The organism is Pseudarthrobacter sp. rb (assembly GCF_056389225.1).
Map to the genome: position 1 here is coordinate 436,067 of NZ_JBWJAR010000001.1, position 15,954 is coordinate 452,020.

15 protein-coding genes are annotated in these 15,954 nt (G+C 67.7%); 9 read left to right on the plus strand and 6 right to left on the minus strand.

Annotated features, from left to right (window positions below; translation table 11 throughout):
- The first annotated feature begins 33 nt into the window (after positions 1-33).
- Together mmsB and ACWRN3_RS01865 are read left to right on the plus strand one after the other, a co-directional pair.
- Positions 34-951 (plus strand): 3-hydroxyisobutyrate dehydrogenase, encoded by a 918-nt coding sequence (mmsB, locus tag ACWRN3_RS01860; protein ID WP_476739721.1) that lies wholly within the window; start codon positions 34-36, stop codon positions 949-951.
- A gap of 65 nt (positions 952-1,016) precedes the next feature.
- Positions 1,017-2,501 (plus strand): CoA-acylating methylmalonate-semialdehyde dehydrogenase, encoded by a 1,485-nt coding sequence (locus tag ACWRN3_RS01865; protein WP_476739722.1) that lies wholly within the window; start codon positions 1,017-1,019, stop codon positions 2,499-2,501.
- 95 nt (positions 2,502-2,596) lie between these two features.
- Here the strand turns inward: ACWRN3_RS01865 and ACWRN3_RS01870 are convergent, their stop codons facing one another.
- The gene (locus ACWRN3_RS01870) at positions 2,597-3,178 is read right to left on the minus strand and encodes a hypothetical protein (RefSeq protein WP_476739723.1); all 582 of its coding nucleotides are present in this window, start codon (positions 3,176-3,178) and stop codon (positions 2,597-2,599) included.
- A gap of 49 nt (positions 3,179-3,227) precedes the next feature.
- The gene (locus tag ACWRN3_RS01875) at positions 3,228-4,097 is read right to left on the minus strand and encodes an SGNH/GDSL hydrolase family protein (RefSeq protein ID WP_255174970.1); all 870 of its coding nucleotides are present in this window, start codon (positions 4,095-4,097) and stop codon (positions 3,228-3,230) included.
- A gap of 79 nt (positions 4,098-4,176) precedes the next feature.
- Between ACWRN3_RS01875 and ACWRN3_RS01880 the strand changes: the two genes are divergently transcribed.
- On the plus strand, positions 4,177-4,827 hold the full coding sequence (locus tag ACWRN3_RS01880; RefSeq protein WP_255174971.1) for an alpha/beta hydrolase: 651 nt from the start codon (positions 4,177-4,179) through the stop codon (positions 4,825-4,827).
- A gap of 58 nt (positions 4,828-4,885) precedes the next feature.
- Here ACWRN3_RS01880 and ACWRN3_RS01885 read toward each other — a convergent pair whose 3' ends face one another.
- Positions 4,886-5,116 (minus strand): RNA-binding S4 domain-containing protein, encoded by a 231-nt coding sequence (locus ACWRN3_RS01885; RefSeq protein WP_255174972.1) that lies wholly within the window; start codon positions 5,114-5,116, stop codon positions 4,886-4,888.
- Between the two features lie 32 nt (positions 5,117-5,148).
- On the opposite strand from ACWRN3_RS01885, the gene ACWRN3_RS01890 reads away from it, so the two are divergent.
- From ACWRN3_RS01890 to ACWRN3_RS01900, 3 genes are all read left to right on the plus strand, one after another.
- The gene (locus ACWRN3_RS01890) at positions 5,149-6,138 is read left to right on the plus strand and encodes a DMT family transporter (RefSeq protein ID WP_476739724.1); all 990 of its coding nucleotides are present in this window, start codon (positions 5,149-5,151) and stop codon (positions 6,136-6,138) included.
- 129 nt (positions 6,139-6,267) lie between these two features.
- Positions 6,268-7,653, plus strand: coding sequence for a glycine--tRNA ligase (locus ACWRN3_RS01895; protein ID WP_255174973.1), 1,386 nt, complete (start codon positions 6,268-6,270; stop codon positions 7,651-7,653).
- 2 nt (positions 7,654-7,655) lie between these two features.
- A complete protein-coding gene (locus tag ACWRN3_RS01900; RefSeq protein WP_476739725.1) occupies positions 7,656-8,699 on the plus strand; it encodes a GNAT family N-acetyltransferase in 1,044 nt (347 codons plus the stop codon).
- Between the two features lie 75 nt (positions 8,700-8,774).
- Here ACWRN3_RS01900 and ACWRN3_RS01905 read toward each other — a convergent pair whose 3' ends face one another.
- Together ACWRN3_RS01905 and ACWRN3_RS01910 are read right to left on the minus strand one after the other, a co-directional pair.
- Positions 8,775-9,599 (minus strand): lysophospholipid acyltransferase family protein, encoded by an 825-nt coding sequence (locus ACWRN3_RS01905; RefSeq protein WP_476739726.1) that lies wholly within the window; start codon positions 9,597-9,599, stop codon positions 8,775-8,777.
- Between the two features lie 9 nt (positions 9,600-9,608).
- Positions 9,609-10,457 carry an alpha/beta hydrolase gene (locus tag ACWRN3_RS01910; RefSeq protein ID WP_476739727.1) on the minus strand — a complete coding sequence of 283 codons (849 nt, stop codon included), beginning with the start codon at positions 10,455-10,457 and terminating at the stop codon, positions 9,609-9,611.
- 110 nt (positions 10,458-10,567) lie between these two features.
- Here ACWRN3_RS01910 and ACWRN3_RS01915 point away from each other — a divergent pair, with 110 nt between their 5' ends.
- On the plus strand, positions 10,568-12,067 hold the full coding sequence (locus ACWRN3_RS01915) for a YibE/F family protein (protein ID WP_476739728.1): 1,500 nt from the start codon (positions 10,568-10,570) through the stop codon (positions 12,065-12,067).
- Between the two features lie 48 nt (positions 12,068-12,115).
- Here ACWRN3_RS01915 and ACWRN3_RS01920 read toward each other — a convergent pair whose 3' ends face one another.
- Positions 12,116-13,327 (minus strand): globin domain-containing protein, encoded by a 1,212-nt coding sequence (locus tag ACWRN3_RS01920; RefSeq protein WP_476739729.1) that lies wholly within the window; start codon positions 13,325-13,327, stop codon positions 12,116-12,118.
- A 132-nt stretch (positions 13,328-13,459) separates the two neighbouring features.
- Between ACWRN3_RS01920 and dusB the strand changes: the two genes are divergently transcribed.
- Positions 13,460-14,638, plus strand: a complete 1,179-nt coding sequence (gene dusB, locus ACWRN3_RS01925; RefSeq protein ID WP_159632404.1) for a tRNA dihydrouridine synthase DusB — start codon at positions 13,460-13,462, stop codon at positions 14,636-14,638.
- Positions 14,631-15,950: a deoxyguanosinetriphosphate triphosphohydrolase gene (locus ACWRN3_RS01930; RefSeq protein ID WP_420716255.1), complete on the plus strand. Its 1,320-nt coding sequence runs from the start codon at positions 14,631-14,633 to the stop codon at positions 15,948-15,950. Before dusB ends, ACWRN3_RS01930 begins: the two co-directional genes overlap by 8 nt.
- Positions 15,951-15,954: the final 4 nt, after the last annotated feature.

Here is a 15,954-nt window from a genome sequence, read left to right on the forward strand (position 1 = left end):
GTAACGCCGGACTGGAAGCAAAGGAGCTTACGCATGGCAGTTATCGGATGGATCGGCCTGGGCAACATGGGCGGCCACATGTCGGTGAACCTGGTGAAGGCCGGGCACGATGTGCGCGGCTTCGACCTCAACCCCGCGGCACTGGCAGCCGCCGAAGCAGGTGGCGTCAAGCGCGCAGCCAGCATCGCCGAAGCGGTGGGCGGCGCGGACGCCGTGTTCACCATGCTGCCCAAGGGCGAACACGCCCGCGCCGTGTACCTCGGGGAGGACGGCGTGCTGAAGCACGCGGATACCCGCACGCTGCTCATCGACTCCTCCACCATCGACATCGCCTCCGCGCAGGAACTGCACGACGCCGCTGCTGCCGCCGGCTTCCGCTTCGTGGACGCCCCGGTGTCCGGCGGAATGAGCGGCGCCGAGGCCGGAACCCTGACCTTCATGGTGGGCGGCGAAGAGGGTGCCGTCAAAGACGCCTCGGGCTACATCGGGCCCATGTCCGGAAACATCATTCCCACGGGTGGCCCCACCACGGGCCAGGCGGCCAAGATCTGCAACAACCTGATGCTTTTCATCAACCTCGCCTCCACGGCGGAGGGTGCGGTCCTGGCTGACCGGCTGGGCCTGGACAAGCAGGTTTTCTGGAACATCGCCTCGGTCTCGTCGGGGGACTCCTGGGCGCTGCGGACCTGGTACCCGGTGCCCGGGGTGGTACCCACCGCGGCCTCCAACAACGACTTCGCACCCACGTTCACCACCGAACTCGCGAACAAGGACATCGGCCTGGCCATCAGCGCCGCCGAGGACACCGGCACGCCGCTGGAAATTGGCAAACATGTCCAGCAGCTCTTCCAGCGGCTCATCGACGCCGGTGACGCGGGCAAGGACTGCTCCATGATCATCAAGCTCGTGGACGGCTCGCTCCAGCCCGCCGACCGGACGCCGTCCAACTAACCACGCCGTCCAACGTAGACACGCCAACCAACCACGCCGCACGCACCGCAGGAAAAGAGACACCCTTGGAAACCATTCCGCACTACATCAACGGCGCCCGCGTCACCGATGCCGACCGCTTCGGTCCGGTCTTCAACCCCGCCACCGGCCAGCAGGAAAAGCAGGTGGCGCTCGCCTCAACGGCACGGACAGAAGAAGCCATCGCCGCAGCCCGCGCCGCGCTGCCGGCGTGGCGGGCCACCAGCCTGGCCAAGCGCACCACCATCTTCTTCAAGGTCCGCGAAATCCTCACCGAACGAAAGTCCGAGCTCGCCGCCATCCTCACCAGCGAGCACGGCAAGGTCCTCTCCGACGCCGAAGGTGAAATTGCCCGCGGCCTGGAGAACATCGACTTCGCCACGGGCCTGTCCCACATGCTCAAGGGTGAGCGCTCGGAGCAGGTCTCCAGCGGCATCGACGTGCACTCCGTCCGCCAGCCGGTGGGCGTGGTGGCGTGCATTACCCCGTTCAACTTCCCGGCCATGGTGCCGTTGTGGATGATCGGCAGCGCCCTGGCGTGCGGCAACACGGTGCTCCTGAAGCCCAGCGAGAAGGATCCATCGGCGGCCGTCTTCATCGCAGAGGCCTTCGCCGAGGCGGGCTTGCCGGCCGGGGTCCTGGACGTGGTCCAGGGGGACAAGGAAGCCGTCGACGTCCTGCTGGAGCACCCTGACGTGAAGGCAGTCAGCTTCGTCGGCTCCACCCCCGTGGCCCAGTCCATCTACAAGCGGGCAGCTGAGCACGGCAAGCGGGTGCAGGCCCTGGGCGGCGCGAAGAACCACATGGTGGTGCTTCCCGACGCCGACCTGGACATGGCTGCCGACGCGGCGGTTTCCGCCGCCTACGGTTCCGCCGGTGAACGCTGCATGGCAGTGAGCGTCCTGGTGGCCGTGGGCAACATTGCCGACGACCTGGTGAAGGCGATATCCAGCCGCATGGCGGACCTGAAGATCGGTGCGGGAACCGACCCCGCCTCCCAGATGGGCCCCTTGATCACCGCGGAGCACCGGGACCGGGTGGCATCCTACGTTTCAGGTGCCGAAGGCGAAGGGGCCACCGTGGTGGTGGACGGCCGCTCCCAGCAGTTCGATTCCAACGGGTTCTTTATCGGCGTCAGCCTGGTGGACCACGTCAAGCCGGGCATGAAGGTGTACGACGACGAGATCTTCGGCCCGGTCCTGTCCGTGGTCCGCGTCGACACCTACAGCGACGCGGTGCAGCTGGTCAATGACAACCAGTTCGGCAACGGAACGGCCATCTTCACCCGCGACGGCGGGGCGGCGAGGCAGTTCGAGTTCGACGTCGAGGCGGGCATGGTGGGCGTCAACGTCCCCATCCCGGTCCCGGTAGGAACGTTCTCGTTCGGCGGCTGGAAGAACTCGCTGTTCGGCGACACCCACATGTACGGTCCCGACAGCATCCGGTTCTACACCCGCGGCAAAGTAGTGACCACCCGCTGGCCGGACCCCTCAACCTCGGTGATCGACCTGGGCTTCCCGCAAGTGGACTAGGCACGACGACCAGGCACGTGGATAAAGCAACAACAGGCCGGGGACCGTCATTCGGTCTCCGGCCTGTTGTGTTGGGCTGTTAAGTCCCAGGGTGGCTAGCCGTTCATGATGTCGCCGCGGCGCTTCATGTACTCCTCCATGGACAGCTCACCGTTGCTGTACTGCTGGTCCAGCTCCGCGAGTTTCCGCGCCCGGTATCCTTGCGGGCCTGACGGCGGCGGGGGAGTGGCGGGTCCGGAAGGCTGCTCCGGTAGCTGCTGCTGGTACGGCTGTTGGGACGGCTGCTGGAAGGGCGGCTGCTGGGGCTGCCGCTGGAACGGCGGTTCCTGCGGAGCCCCGTAACGGGGGTCCGTCATGGGCGGCTGACCGTACTGGTTCGGGATGGGCGGCTCGCCGTGCTGGCCGGCCCGGCGGAAGCCGCCGGAGAAGTAGTCCTGCTGGGTGTACCCGTCGCGCGGCTGGTTGCTCTGCGGCCCGGCGGAACCGGGGAATTGGCCATAGCCAGGAAACTGGTTGGAACCCGGGAACTGGTTCGAGCCGGGAAATTGGTTCGGACCCGGAAACTGGCCGGGCAGGCCCTGGTTCCGGTCCCGCCGCGCCATGGAGCGCCGGTATGCCCGCATGGCCATGGGGACAACGAAGGACAGGATGATGATCCAGAAAAACAAGCTGCTCACGGTGGCGCGCCTCTCGTGTATTGTCCTTCCAGCCTAACCCCGGGAGGCCTTAGCGGCGGCTGGGCTCAGAAGTTCCCAGCGGACCCTCGCCGGAACCCAGCGGGACGCCCGGGCCAAAGATGGGACCCGGCGTCGGACGCTTTGCCATGACGCCGTCACCCGAGGACTGGCGCCGCAGCCGGCGCAGCACCCACGGGACAAAGTATTCGCGCGCCCACACGAAGTCCCCGCTCCGGGCCTCCCGCCACGTGCGCGGCGGCAGCGGCTTGGGCTGAAGCGGTTCCAGCGAATGCTGCACGTTCAGCGCGTCCAGCACCATGGCGGCAATGGTGTGGTGCCCCAAGGGGGAGAAGTGCAGGCGGTCCTGGTCCCACATTTGCGGGTCGCTCAGCTGCCGCAGCGACCACATGTCCGCGATGACTGCGTCATGGCGGGCTGCCACCGTCCGCAGGTTCTCGTTGTAAATGGCCACCTTGCTGCGGATCCTGCCCAGCACCGAGGAGCCTGTGTCCGGCCCGTTGAACAGCACCACCGTGGCGCCGCCCATGGACAGGATCTGGACCACGGAATCGAGTTTCTCGGCCAGCGCGTCAGGGTCGCCGCCGGGGCGGATGAGGTCGTTCCCGCCGGCGGACAGGGTGACCAGGTCCGGTTTCAGCTCCAGGGCCGGGGCCAGCTGCTGGTCCACGATCTGCTGCAGCAGCCTGCCGCGGACGGCAAGGTTGGCGTACGCGAAATCCGGCTGGGTGCGGCCCAGCTCTTCTGCAACGCGGTCGGCCCAGCCGCGGTGTCCGCCGGGGCTCGAGGGTTCGGGGTCGCCGATGCCCTCGGTGAAGGAATCGCCCATCGCCACATACCGGGTCCAGGGGTGGGATCCGGAGTGGGCGGGCGGGGTCTGGATGGCACTTGCGTCAGTCACGGTCCCTATCCTGCCTTTCACCTCTCTGGCTACGCCAACGTAGGTTGTTACCTACAAGTAACTGGTAAGAATGGAAACCATGACTGACGCCGAAGTATTTCCTGCCCCCGTTGTCCTGTGGTCCCATCCGGAAGACCAGCGCGCCGGCAAGCCGCTGCTGGTGCTGCTCCACGGCTACGGCGCCAACGAGCAGGACCTGCTCAGCCTGGCCGACCTGCTGCCCGGGGACTTCGCCGTCGCCTCGCTGCGGGCGCCCATCGCCATGGGCCCCGGCTTCACCTGGTTCCCGCTGACGGCCTCGATCGAATACTCCCTGGAACGGGTCAAGAAGGCTTCGGCCTACGCGCTGGAGTGGATCGACACCATCCGCGTGGGCCACCCGTCGGTGACCCTGCTCGGCTTCTCCATGGGCATGGCGATGGCCACCACGCTCCTCCGCCAGCGGCCCACGGACTTCGCCGCCGTCGTCGGACTGTCAGGTTTCGTGGTGGACGCCGCCGGCGACCCCACCTTCAAGGACGCGGAGCTGGACGGAACCGTGCCCATGTTCTGGGGCCGGGACCAGCAGGACCCCGTGATCACCCAGGACAAGGTCGAGTTCACCATGGGCTGGGTGCGCAAGCACGTCAAGCTCACCAAGGTGCTCTACACCGGGATGTGGCACGGCATCAACCAGCAGGAAATCGGTCATGTGGGCGAATTCCTCACCCATGAGGTGCTGAACAAGTAAAAGGTACGACGGCGGCGCGCCAGTCCCAGCGGCTGGTTCAGTCCGCCCCGGCTGCGGGTCAGGCCTCCGGCGCGACTACCCGGACGCTCTGGCCGTTGACCGTGACGGTGTCTCCGTTGTGCAGCTGGCGGCCGCGGCGGTCATCGATCCCGCCGTTGACCTTGACCAGCCCGTTCTTGATGAGCTCCGCCGCCTCCACCCCGTCCTCAACGAGGTTGGCGAGCTTCAGCAGCTGGCCGAGCCGGATCATGCTGTCGCGGATGGGGACGTCCTCAATGGGGTTGCTCATAGAGCAATAATGCCTGAACTAAGGTGGATTCAATGACCTCCCCTTCCCGCCTGCCGGCACTCGCAGGCCTGCCCCTGGCCGTGGGTTCCGGCCTGGCCATTCCCGTCCAGGGCCGCATCAACGGGGCGCTGGGCGCCCGCCTCAATGACGGAATCGCAGCGGCGGCCGTGAGCTTCAGCACAGGCCTGCTGGTCATGATCGTCATTTCCCTGGTCCTGCCGCGGGGACGGGCCGGCCTGGCCGCCATCATCCCGGCGGTCCGCAACCGCGCCTTTCCCCGCATCTATGTGGTGGCCGGTGCCATCGGTGCGTTGTTCGTCTTTGCCCAGTCCTTCACTGTGGGCATCCTCGGTGTGGCACTTTTCACCGTGGCCACCGTCACCGGACAGACTGTCAGCGGCCTGCTGGTGGACCGGCTGGGGATCGGGCCGGCTGGAAAGAAATCCGTCACCGGCATCCGCATCATTGGCTGCATCCTGACCATCGCCGCCGTCGCGTGGGCCGTGTCGCCCCGGTTCAGCAGCGGTGGCTCAGGGGACGGGGCCGCCGAGTTGCTGGTTCCCATCCTGCTGCCGGTAGCGGCGGGGTTCCTCATGAGCTTCCAGCAGGCCATGAACGGCACCGCCACCCTCCACTACGGCACTCCCATTGCCGCCACGCTGGTCAACTTCGTGGCCGGCTGCACGGTGCTATGGGCCGCCTTGGCCGTGAAGCTCGCGGTTGCCGGCCCCGCCAACCCGCTGCCGGGGGAGTGGTGGTACTACCTTGGCGGTCCCATGGGCTGCGTGTTTATTGGCCTGGGCGCCCTCCTGGTCCGCAGCCTGGGCGTACTGGTCACCGGGCTGGGCATGATCGCGGGCCAACTGCTCGGTTCGCTGGCCCTGGACCTGGCGCTGCCCGCCCCGGGCACCGTCGTGGCCCCGGCCACTGTGCTGGGGACCCTGCTCACGCTCGGCGCCATCGTCCTGGCAACCCTGCCGTGGCCACGGGGCGCGCTGCGCAGGCAGCGGCCGGTACGCTAGGACACAAGCTTTTCCACGATCTTCCTTCATCCGCCCGAACCGCTGCCCTGCGCCCCAGGTGCAAAGCAGTGCCGGGCCTGACAACCCGCGGACCGCACCCAGCGGCCCTGTAGAAATTGGAGTTACCCCATGGCAGCAAAATCCGTCCTCGACCAGGTCATTTCCCTCTCCAAGCGGAGGGGCTTCGTGTTCCAGGCCGGTGAGATCTACGGCGGTTCACGCTCTGCCTGGGATTACGGCCCCCTCGGTGCCGAGCTGAAGGAAAACATCAAGCGCCAGTGGTGGCAGTCCGTGGTCCGCGGCCGCGAGGACGTGGTGGGCCTGGACTCCTCCGTGATCCTGCCCCGCCAGGTATGGGAAGCCTCCGGCCACGTGGAAGTGTTCTCCGACCCCCTGGTGGAATGCCTCTCCTGCCACAAGCGCTACCGGGCCGACCACCTCGAGGAAGAATACGAGGAAAAGAAGGGCCGGCCTGCCGAGAATGGCCTGAAGGACATTGCCTGCGCCAACTGCGGCACCCGCGGCCAGTGGACCGAACCGCAGGAGTTCTCCGGCCTGCTCAAGACCTACCTGGGGCCGGTGGCCAGCGAGGAGGGCCTGCACTACCTGCGCCCCGAAACCGCGCAGGGCATCTTCGTGAACTTCAACAACGTGCTCACCACCTCGCGGAAGAAGCCGCCGTTCGGCATCGGCCAGATCGGCAAGTCCTTCCGCAACGAGATCACGCCCGGAAACTTCATTTTCCGCACCCGCGAGTTCGAGCAGATGGAGATGGAGTTCTTCGTCGAGCCCGGCACCGATGAGGAATGGCACCAGTACTGGATGAAGGAGCGCATGGCTTGGTACACCGGCCTGGGCATCCGCGAGGAGAACCTGCGGTTCTACGAGCACCCCAAGGAAAAGCTGAGCCACTACTCCAAGGGCACCACGGACATCGAGTACCGCTTCGGTTTCCAGGGCTCGGAGTGGGGCGAGCTGGAAGGCATCGCCAACCGCACCGACTTCGACCTCTCCACCCACGCCAAGGCCTCCGGCACGGACCTGAGCTACTTCAACCAGGCCACCAACGAGCGCTACACCCCGTACGTCATCGAGCCCGCGGCCGGCCTGACCCGTTCCTTCATGGCGTTCCTGGTGGATGCCTACACCGAGGACGAGGCCCCCAACGCCAAGGGCGGCGTGGACGTGCGCACGGTGCTGAAGCTTGACCCGCGCCTGGCGCCGGTCAAGGCCGCCGTGCTGCCGCTAAGCCGCAACGAGGACCTGTCCCCGAAGGCCAAGGCCCTGGGCGCGCAGCTGCGGAAGAACTGGAACATCGACTTCGACGACGCCGGCGCAATCGGCCGCCGCTACCGCCGCCAGGACGAGATCGGAACCCCGTTCTGCATCACCGTTGACTTCGATACCCTCGAGGACCAGGCCGTCACCATCCGCGAGCGGGACACCATGAGCCAGGAACGCGTCTCCCTGGACAAGGTGGAAGGCTACCTGGCCGCACGGCTGGTCGGCGCCTGAGCATGGCCATCGAATACCGCGAATGGCGGGACGGCGACGACCTTGCCCTGCTGGAAATCTGGGGCGGTCCGGAGACCGCCCAGGCCCGCCAGTTCCGCGGCGCCCTCGCCGTGTCTTCCAACGGCGGGAACGGCACCCCGTGGCGCCGCTGCATTGTGGCCGAGGACGTTGTTGACGGTGTCGGCATCCCCGTCGCAGCCGGCGTCGTCTATGAAGCCTCCCTGCACCCGGAACGCCTGTGGACGTACGTTGAAGTGGCGCGGGACCACCGCCGCAACGGCATCGGTGCCACCCTCCTCGCCATGCTGCGGCGCGAGGCCGGCCACGCGCCGTCGGGCGTTTCCAAGCTCCGCGCCAAGGTGGAACCGGGAAGCCCCGGTGCTGCGTTCGCCGAAGCCGCCGGGCTGGCACCCATCCAGCGTTCCCGGCTGGTCATCGTGGAGCCGGGAGCCCTGCGGCTGCCCGTTTTCCCGGACAAGGACCACGGCGGCCGCCCCATCGACGGTGAGAACGCCGGTTCCGACATCGTCATGGACCTGGCCACCGGCTCGGTGGAACTGACTGACGTGGTGGGCCGCTACTACACCTCCATCCACGGCTGGGACTCCCCGGGGGTCCTCTCCGTGGGCCAGGTGCAGAAGCTGTTCCTGGACGAGCTCACCGGTGCACACGGTGCCATCGTGCTCCGCGCCCAGCCGGAATCCGCGTTCGGCCAGGGGGTGTCGCCGAGCAAGAAGGGCCGCATCCGGGCGTTCGCGGTCAGCTACGCCGCTCCCGCCGGGCCTGACGACGCACCCCATACAGACGGCGCCGGGAGCGCAGGCCAGGAGACGCCCACGGACGTCTTCGTCGGCCACGAGCCCTCGCTTGCCGCGGACGACGCTGCCGAGGCGGTACGGGACATGCTCGCCCTGATTGCCTACCAGCACCCGGTCATGCTGGAACTGGACGATTCCATGACGGCCCTGCGCGCCGCCGTCGAGCCTCTCCTGGAGAGCGGCAAAGCCCGGCTGGCGGCCGCCGAGACCCTGGTGGTCTCAGACTAGGTCACTTCCGGCCCCAACGATGGCGCCACGTGCCGTTCCCGGACGGTACGTGGCGCCGTCGTTTAAGCCGGCCGGCTACTTGGTGCGGGGAGCACGACGGCGGCCCGCGGCTGCGTCGGCAGCGTCCAGCAGTTGCCGCTCGGCGTCTGTTGGTGCACCGCCGCCCAGCCGTGCCGGCACCCACCATGCCCCAGGTTCCGGCCGAAGCGGAAAGTCGGCGATGCAGCGGTCGATTCCCGCTTGCAGCGTGCCGCGCAAAGCTTCCGTTGCCGCCTCAACGTCAACGCCGGCCGGAAATACCACCGGCGCGTCCACATAGACCCGGACCGGCGCCCGCCAGCTGCGGCGGAGGGAAAAGCCGTGCCCCCGGGTCAAGATGCGGTGGGCGCCCCAGATGGATACCGGAATGACCGGAACGCCCGCCTCCGCCGCCATCCGGACAGCCCCCGTGCGGCATTCGCGGACAGTGAAGCTCCTGCTGACCCCCGCCTCGGGGAACACAGCCAGGTATTCGCCTTCCCGCAGCCTGGCCACGGCAGCGGCGTAAGCGTCTGCGCGGCCCGTATATCCCACCACCACGTGGCCGCTGGCGCTGATGGCAGGGCCTGCCAGCCAATGGTCCGCCGCTCCCTGGTGGACCAGGAACCGCAGCTGGGCCCGTGCGCGGCGCCACAGGAGGAGTTCGACCACCGCAAAATCCACGTAGCCGAAGTGCGTCACGGCGAAAACCGCTCCGTCTCCGCGGACGGCCGTCCGGGAGGGACCGCGGGCCGGTCCCTGTGCTGGCAGGTGCTCCAGCCCGGTGGCTTGAATGTCCAGTTGCAGGGCCCAGCGCAGGAACTGGCCCGTGCGGACGATCAGGCGGTAGAAGCGGTCGTTGGCCGGGGGACGCCAGGGCACAGGAACGGCCTACAGGGTGACGTGGACGGAGGACTCGGGAAGCAGTTCCGTGAAGGCGCGGGACGGCTGGACGCCGGCGCCCGTGCTCTCGGCGAAGGACTTAATGACGAACCCGGTGGCCAACGTCTGCCACACGCGGACCTTCCGCAGCATGAAGTGCCCCACGCCCTTGAGTGACACGTACTGCATACTCGCGGCGTCCGCGGAAGCCCGGCGGGCGAAGGCGAGCGACTGCGAGGGGCTGGTCATGTGGTCGGTGGTGCCGTGGATGATGAGGACTTTCCTGTCGGTGACCCTGTCCGCCGGGGTTTCCGGGCCCAGCCAGGGCGCCAGCGCCACCACGGCCTCCACCTGCGGGTGGTCTGCCGCGCACACGGCGGTCAGCCCGCCCATGGAGTGGCCCAGCAGGAAAACGGGAACGTCGGGGTGGCGTTCCGCGATCTGCTGCAGGGCCCACCGGGCGTCCTGCAGCGGTGACATGTCCGGGCCGTTCCAGCCGCGGACGCTGTTGCGCAGGGACCAGACAGCCAATCCGTGTTTCCGGCCGGCACGGTGCAGGTGCCTGGCGAAAGGGATCATCCTGGCCGGGCTTAGGTGCCGTGCCTCCACCGGTTCCCGGCTGTGGGCCTTGCCGCCGTGCAGGACCAGGACCACGCCTTTGGTGCTGCCGGATGCTTCCAGGACGCTCAGCACCGGCCGGTGGGCGGGAAGAAGGGGCGTCTGCCCGGCACGCACCGCGCCGCTGTCCGGTGTCCCGTTAGTACCGGTCCCGGCCCCATTAGTACCGGTTCCCCTGCTGCCGGCCCCCTGTGCACCACGGTTGTCCATGCCTGGTTCCTCCCCATCCCGATGGTCCATTTATAAACCCTAAGGCGCCGCACGTAGAGTTCAACCATGAGGTTGTACTGCTGATGGGCGCCGGTCACTCCCACTCTTCCTTGGATCATTCGGAGCCGACGCCCCAGGCGATGGCTGCCCGCAGCAAAGCGAACCGGATCCTGGCTGCGGTGCTCATTCCGTTGGCGCTGCTGACCCTGGCCGGGATGGCCGCGCTGTGGCCGTCCGGCAGCAAGGAGGGGGTCTCGCTCGCCAACCCGTACTCCACCGCCCCCGGGGTCACCTTCGATACCGGTACCATCCAGAACGTGGTCACCGGGAGCTGCATGGACGCCAGCCAGCAGGGAACCGGGCAACAGGGGACAAACCAGCAGGGAAACGGGCAACCCGACACCGGCCAGCAGCAAACAGGCCAACAGGGCCCGCAGCAGGCGCCCGGCAAGGGCTCGGACTGCACCTTCGCCTTCACCGAGCCGGACAAGGGCGGCAGCCCGGTGAAGGTGGTCATCAACCCTGACGTGGCCTCATCCCATGGGGTGAAGTCCGGCGACCAGATCCGGTACCTGAACCTGTCAAACGCCCAGGGTGCCACGGGGTCGCAGGGGTCGCCGGCCTACATCTTCGTGGACTTCGTCCGGACCATGCCCATTGTCCTGCTCGCCGTCCTCTACGCCGTGGTGGTCATCGCCGTCGCCAGGTGGCGGGGGCTCCGGGCCCTGATCGGGCTGGTCGGCGCATATTTCGTGCTGGCAAACTTCCTGCTCCCGGGCCTGGTGGAAGGAAAACCGCCGCTGCTGCTGGCCTTGGTGGGATCCACCGTGATCATGATCGGGGTGCTGTACTTCGCCCACGGATTCTCCGCGCGCACCTCCACGGCACTCCTGGGCACCATCTTCGGGCTGGCCATCACGGCGCTGCTGGCCGCCTGGGCCACGGACGCCGCCAACCTGGCCGGCGTGGGCAGCCACGACGCCGCCACCCTGGTGAATACGTCCTCCAACATCTCCATCTCCGGCGTGATTCTCTGCGGACTCATCATCTCCGGCCTGGGCGTCCTCAACGACGTCACCATCACCCAGTCCTCGGCCGTGTGGGAGCTCTACGAACTGGCACCCGCCAGCAGCGCCCGGAAGCTGTTCACCTCCGCCATGCGGATCGGCCGCGACCACATCGCCTCCACGGTGTACACCATCGCCTTCGCCTACGCGGGCGCCGCACTGCCCATCCTGATCATCGTCATGCTTTACGACCGGCCCCTGATGGACACCCTCACCAGCGCCGAACTGTCCGAGGAAGTCATCCGGACGCTCGTGGGTTCCATCGGGCTGGTCCTGGCCATCCCGGTCACCACCCTCATCGCCGTGCTCGTGGTCAAGGCGACCGGCATCAACGCAGCAGGACCCAGTGCAGCTGGACCCAAAGCAGCAGGGGCCGGCGCGTCGGGTCCCAGTGCAGCAGGGGCCGGCGTGGCCGACGACGGCGGGCACAGCCACGCGGACGACGTCGCGGACACCGGGGCGCTCGCCGCAGCCGCCCTTGAGGAACGCAGCCGGCGCACCGCCGTCGAACCCGGTGTCCTGCCCGCGGAAGAGACCGCCACCCGCCGGGGCCGGCGGGCGGCCCGCGGCTGACCTGCATATAAACCGGCGGCGGGGCCTGCCTTCACGGCCTTCGCCGGGTTACTGGTAGTCGGCCAGCCAGAGGTCCGGGCCGAAGACTTCGTACTGGATGTCCTTCGCCCGCACTCCTGCGCCCACCAGGGCGGTCCGCACCGCCTGCATGAAGGGCATGGGGCCGCAGAGGTAATACTCGGCGTCGGACGGCAACTGGACGTCCTTGATGTTCATGAATCCGGAATGCACGCTGCCATCGGTGGAAGAGCCCCCGCCGTCCGGGTTGAGGAACCAGGCATGGAGGGAAGCATCGGAAAGCGCGGTGAGGTCGGCCGTGACCTGGTTCCGCAGTGCAAACGAGGCAGGGGAGTCGGCCGCGTGCAGGAACAGGACCTTCCGCTGGGAGCCGGACTTGACCAGGTGGGACAGCATGCCGGCCATGGGCGTGATTCCGATGCCCGCGCTCGCCAGCACCACGGGCCGGTCAGTGTATTCCAGCACCACATCGCCGAAGGGCGCTGAGAGGGTGACCTCGTCACCCACGTTGACGTGGTCGTGCAGGAGGCTTGACATCTCACCGTCCGGCGCACCCTCGCTGCGCACGCGCTTGACGGCGAACCGCCGGTGCTGCCCGTCGTCGGCCTGGGTGAGGCTGTACTGGCGCGGCTGCAGGACACCGTCGGGCATCTGCATGCGGATGGTGACGTACTGTCCCGGCAGCGACGGCTTAACCTCCCTCTCGTCGGTCCGCTCCACCACGAAACTGACAACGTCGTCGGTTTCCTGGATCTTTTCGGCCACCCGCCAGGTACGCCAGACAGTTTCCGGGCTCAGCCGGACCGCGTCATAGAGCCCGCGTTCCTTGTTGATGAGCATGTTGGCCATGAGCCAGTAGACCTCATCCCAGGCCGCGGCCACCTCGGGTGTCACCGCGTCGCCCAGGACGTCCACAATGGCCCACATCAGGTTGTCGTGCACCACCTGGTACTGCTCAGGACTCAGGCCCAGGGAGACGTGCTTGTGCGAAATCCGGGACAGCAGATGGTCCGGCAGGTGGGTGGGGTCGTTGACCAGGAAGCCGGCGAACGCGGCAACCGAACCGGCCAGCGCCTGCTGCTGCCGGCCATCAGCCTGGTTGCCGCGGTTGAACAGGCCGTTGAGCAGTTCGGGGTGTTCGCCGAACATGTGCTTGTAGAAACGGGAGGCGATCTCCTGGATATGTTCGCCGACGACGGGAAGGGTCGCCTGGATCACGGGGTAAGCGGTGTCGGAAAGCATGGGCAAGTCTCCTTCAAACGTCCTGGCTGGTTGTCCGTCCCCGCGCCACGCTAACAGCCGTCCGAAACCGGGGACAGGTACTTTGGCACTGGACTGGATCCCCGATTTGCCCGGCTTTGCAACAATGGACAGGTGACTGTTGCTGCAACTCCTCCCGCCCCCAAGCTGGAACTCCCGCCCCTGAAGCTGGGACCCATCACGGTGGACACCCCCGTGATCCTGGCTCCCATGGCCGGCATCACCAACTCCGCCTTCCGCAGGCTCTGCCGTGAGTATGGCGGCGGCATGTACGTGGCGGAGATGGTCACTTCCCGCGCGCTGGTGGAGCGGACACCCGAATCCCTCCGCATCATTTCGCACGACGACGACGAAAAGGTCCGCTCCGTCCAGCTGTACGGCGTGGACCCCGGCACGGTCGGCGCTGCCGTCCGGATGCTCGTGGAGGAAGACCGGGCTGACCACATTGACCTCAACTTTGGCTGCCCCGTCCCCAAGGTGACCCGGCGGGGCGGCGGCTCGGCCCTGCCCTGGAAGATCGATCTCTTCACCTCGATCGTGCAGACCGCCGTCAAGGAAGCCTCCAAGGGCAACATCCCGCTGACCATCAAGATGCGCAAGGGGATCGACGACGACCACCTCACGTACCTCGACGCCGGCCGGATCGCCCGCGACGCCGGTGTCGCCGCCGTCGCGCTCCACGGCCGGACAGCCGCGCAGTTTTATTCGGGCAAGGCCGACTGGTCCGCCATCGCCCGCCTCCGCGAAGCCCTGCCGGACATTCCGGTGCTGGGCAACGGCGACATCTGGTCGGCTGAGGACGCCGTCCGGATGGTCCGCGAAACCGGCGTGGACGGCGTGGTGGTGGGCCGCGGCTGCCAGGGGCGGCCCTGGCTGTTCGGCGACCTGCAGGCCGCGTTCGAAGGCAGCGACGTCCGGCACCGCCCCAACCTCCGCCAGGTGGCCGAAGGCGTGTACCGCCACGCTGAACTGATGGTGGAAACCTTCGGTGACGAGGGCAAGGCCCTGCGGGAGATCCGCAAGCACATCGCCTGGTACTTCAAGGGCTACGTGGTGGGCGGGGAACTGCGCACCCGGCTGGCCCTGGTGACGAGCCTTGAGGTGCTCCGGGACACGCTGGCCGAACTGGACCTGGACTCGCCCTACCCCGGCGTGGACGCCGAGGGCCCCCGCGGCCGCGCCGGCTCGCCGAAAAGGCCCGCCCTGCCCAAGGACTGGCTGGACTCCCGGGCGCTCAACGAGGACCAGTCCAAGGACATTGCGGCCGCAGAGCTGGACGTTTCCGGTGGCTGACGCATCCCTGGCCGGACACCCGCCCGCGGGCACCCCCACCGCAGCCCTGGCACTGCCGGGCTACGACACGCACGATTCCGCCCGCTGGGTGGAGGAGCCGCCCAAGAGCACGTACCGCTCCGACTTTGAGCGGGACCGCGCCCGGGTTCTGCACTCGTCGGCCCTCCGCCGGCTGGGCGCCAAGACCCAGGTGGTGGCACCGGACACCGACGACTTCGTCCGCACCCGCCTCACCCACAGCCTGGAAGTAGCACAGGTGGGCCGCGAACTGGGCCGCGCCCTGGGCTGCGATCCGGATGTAGTGGACACCGCCTGCCTCAGCCACGACCTCGGCCACCCGCCTTTCGGCCACAACGGCGAATCGGCCCTGAACGAGGTGGCCCACGCCATCGGCGGCTTCGAAGGCAACGCCCAGACCCTCCGGCTGCTCACCCGGCTCGAACCCAAGGTCCTCGCGGCCGACGGCAGGCCCGCCGGACTGAACCTCACCCGCGCCAGCCTTGACGCGGCGTCGAAATACCCCTGGTCAGCGCTGGAAGCACCGGTGATCCACGGGCAGCGGACCAGCAAGTTCGGCGCCTACGAGGACGATCTCCCCATCTTTAACTGGATCCGCGAAGGTGCCCCGGAACGCCGGACCTGCCTCGAAGCCCAGGTCATGGACTTGGCGGACGACATCTCCTATTCGGTGCACGACGTGGAAGACGCGATCGTCGCCGGCCACTTCCAGCTGCGCTGGATGGACAACCCGGACCACCGCGCACGCGTGGTGGGCTACGCCAAGCAGTGGTACCTGCCGCACAACGACCCCGCCGCCATTGACGCAGCCCTCGCCCGGCTGGAAGCCACAGACGTCTGGGTGCGCGAGGCCGACGGCAGCCGCAAATCCATGGCGGCGCTGAAGAACATGACCAGCCAGCTGATCGGCCGGTTCTGCCAGAGCGCCCTGGAAACCACCCGCGCCGTGTACGGGCCGGAAAACCTGACCCGCTACAGCGCCGAACTGATGGTTCCCGACGAAACCGTCATGGAGATCGCGGTGATGAAGGGCCTGGCCACCACCTTCGTGATGACCACAGAGCACCGGCAACCCATCTACGAGCGGCAGCGGGAAGTGCTCCATGCCCTGGTGACCGCCCTCAGCGCCACGGGTGACCGGCACCTGGAGCCGATGTTCGCAGCGGACTGGCGGGCGGCGGACGACGACGGCGCGCGCCTTCGCGTGGTCATCGACCAGGTGGCGTCACTCACCGATGGATCGGCCCTGGCCATGTACGAGCGCCTGGTGGGGAGCCTGCCCTCGCTCTGGTGACCCG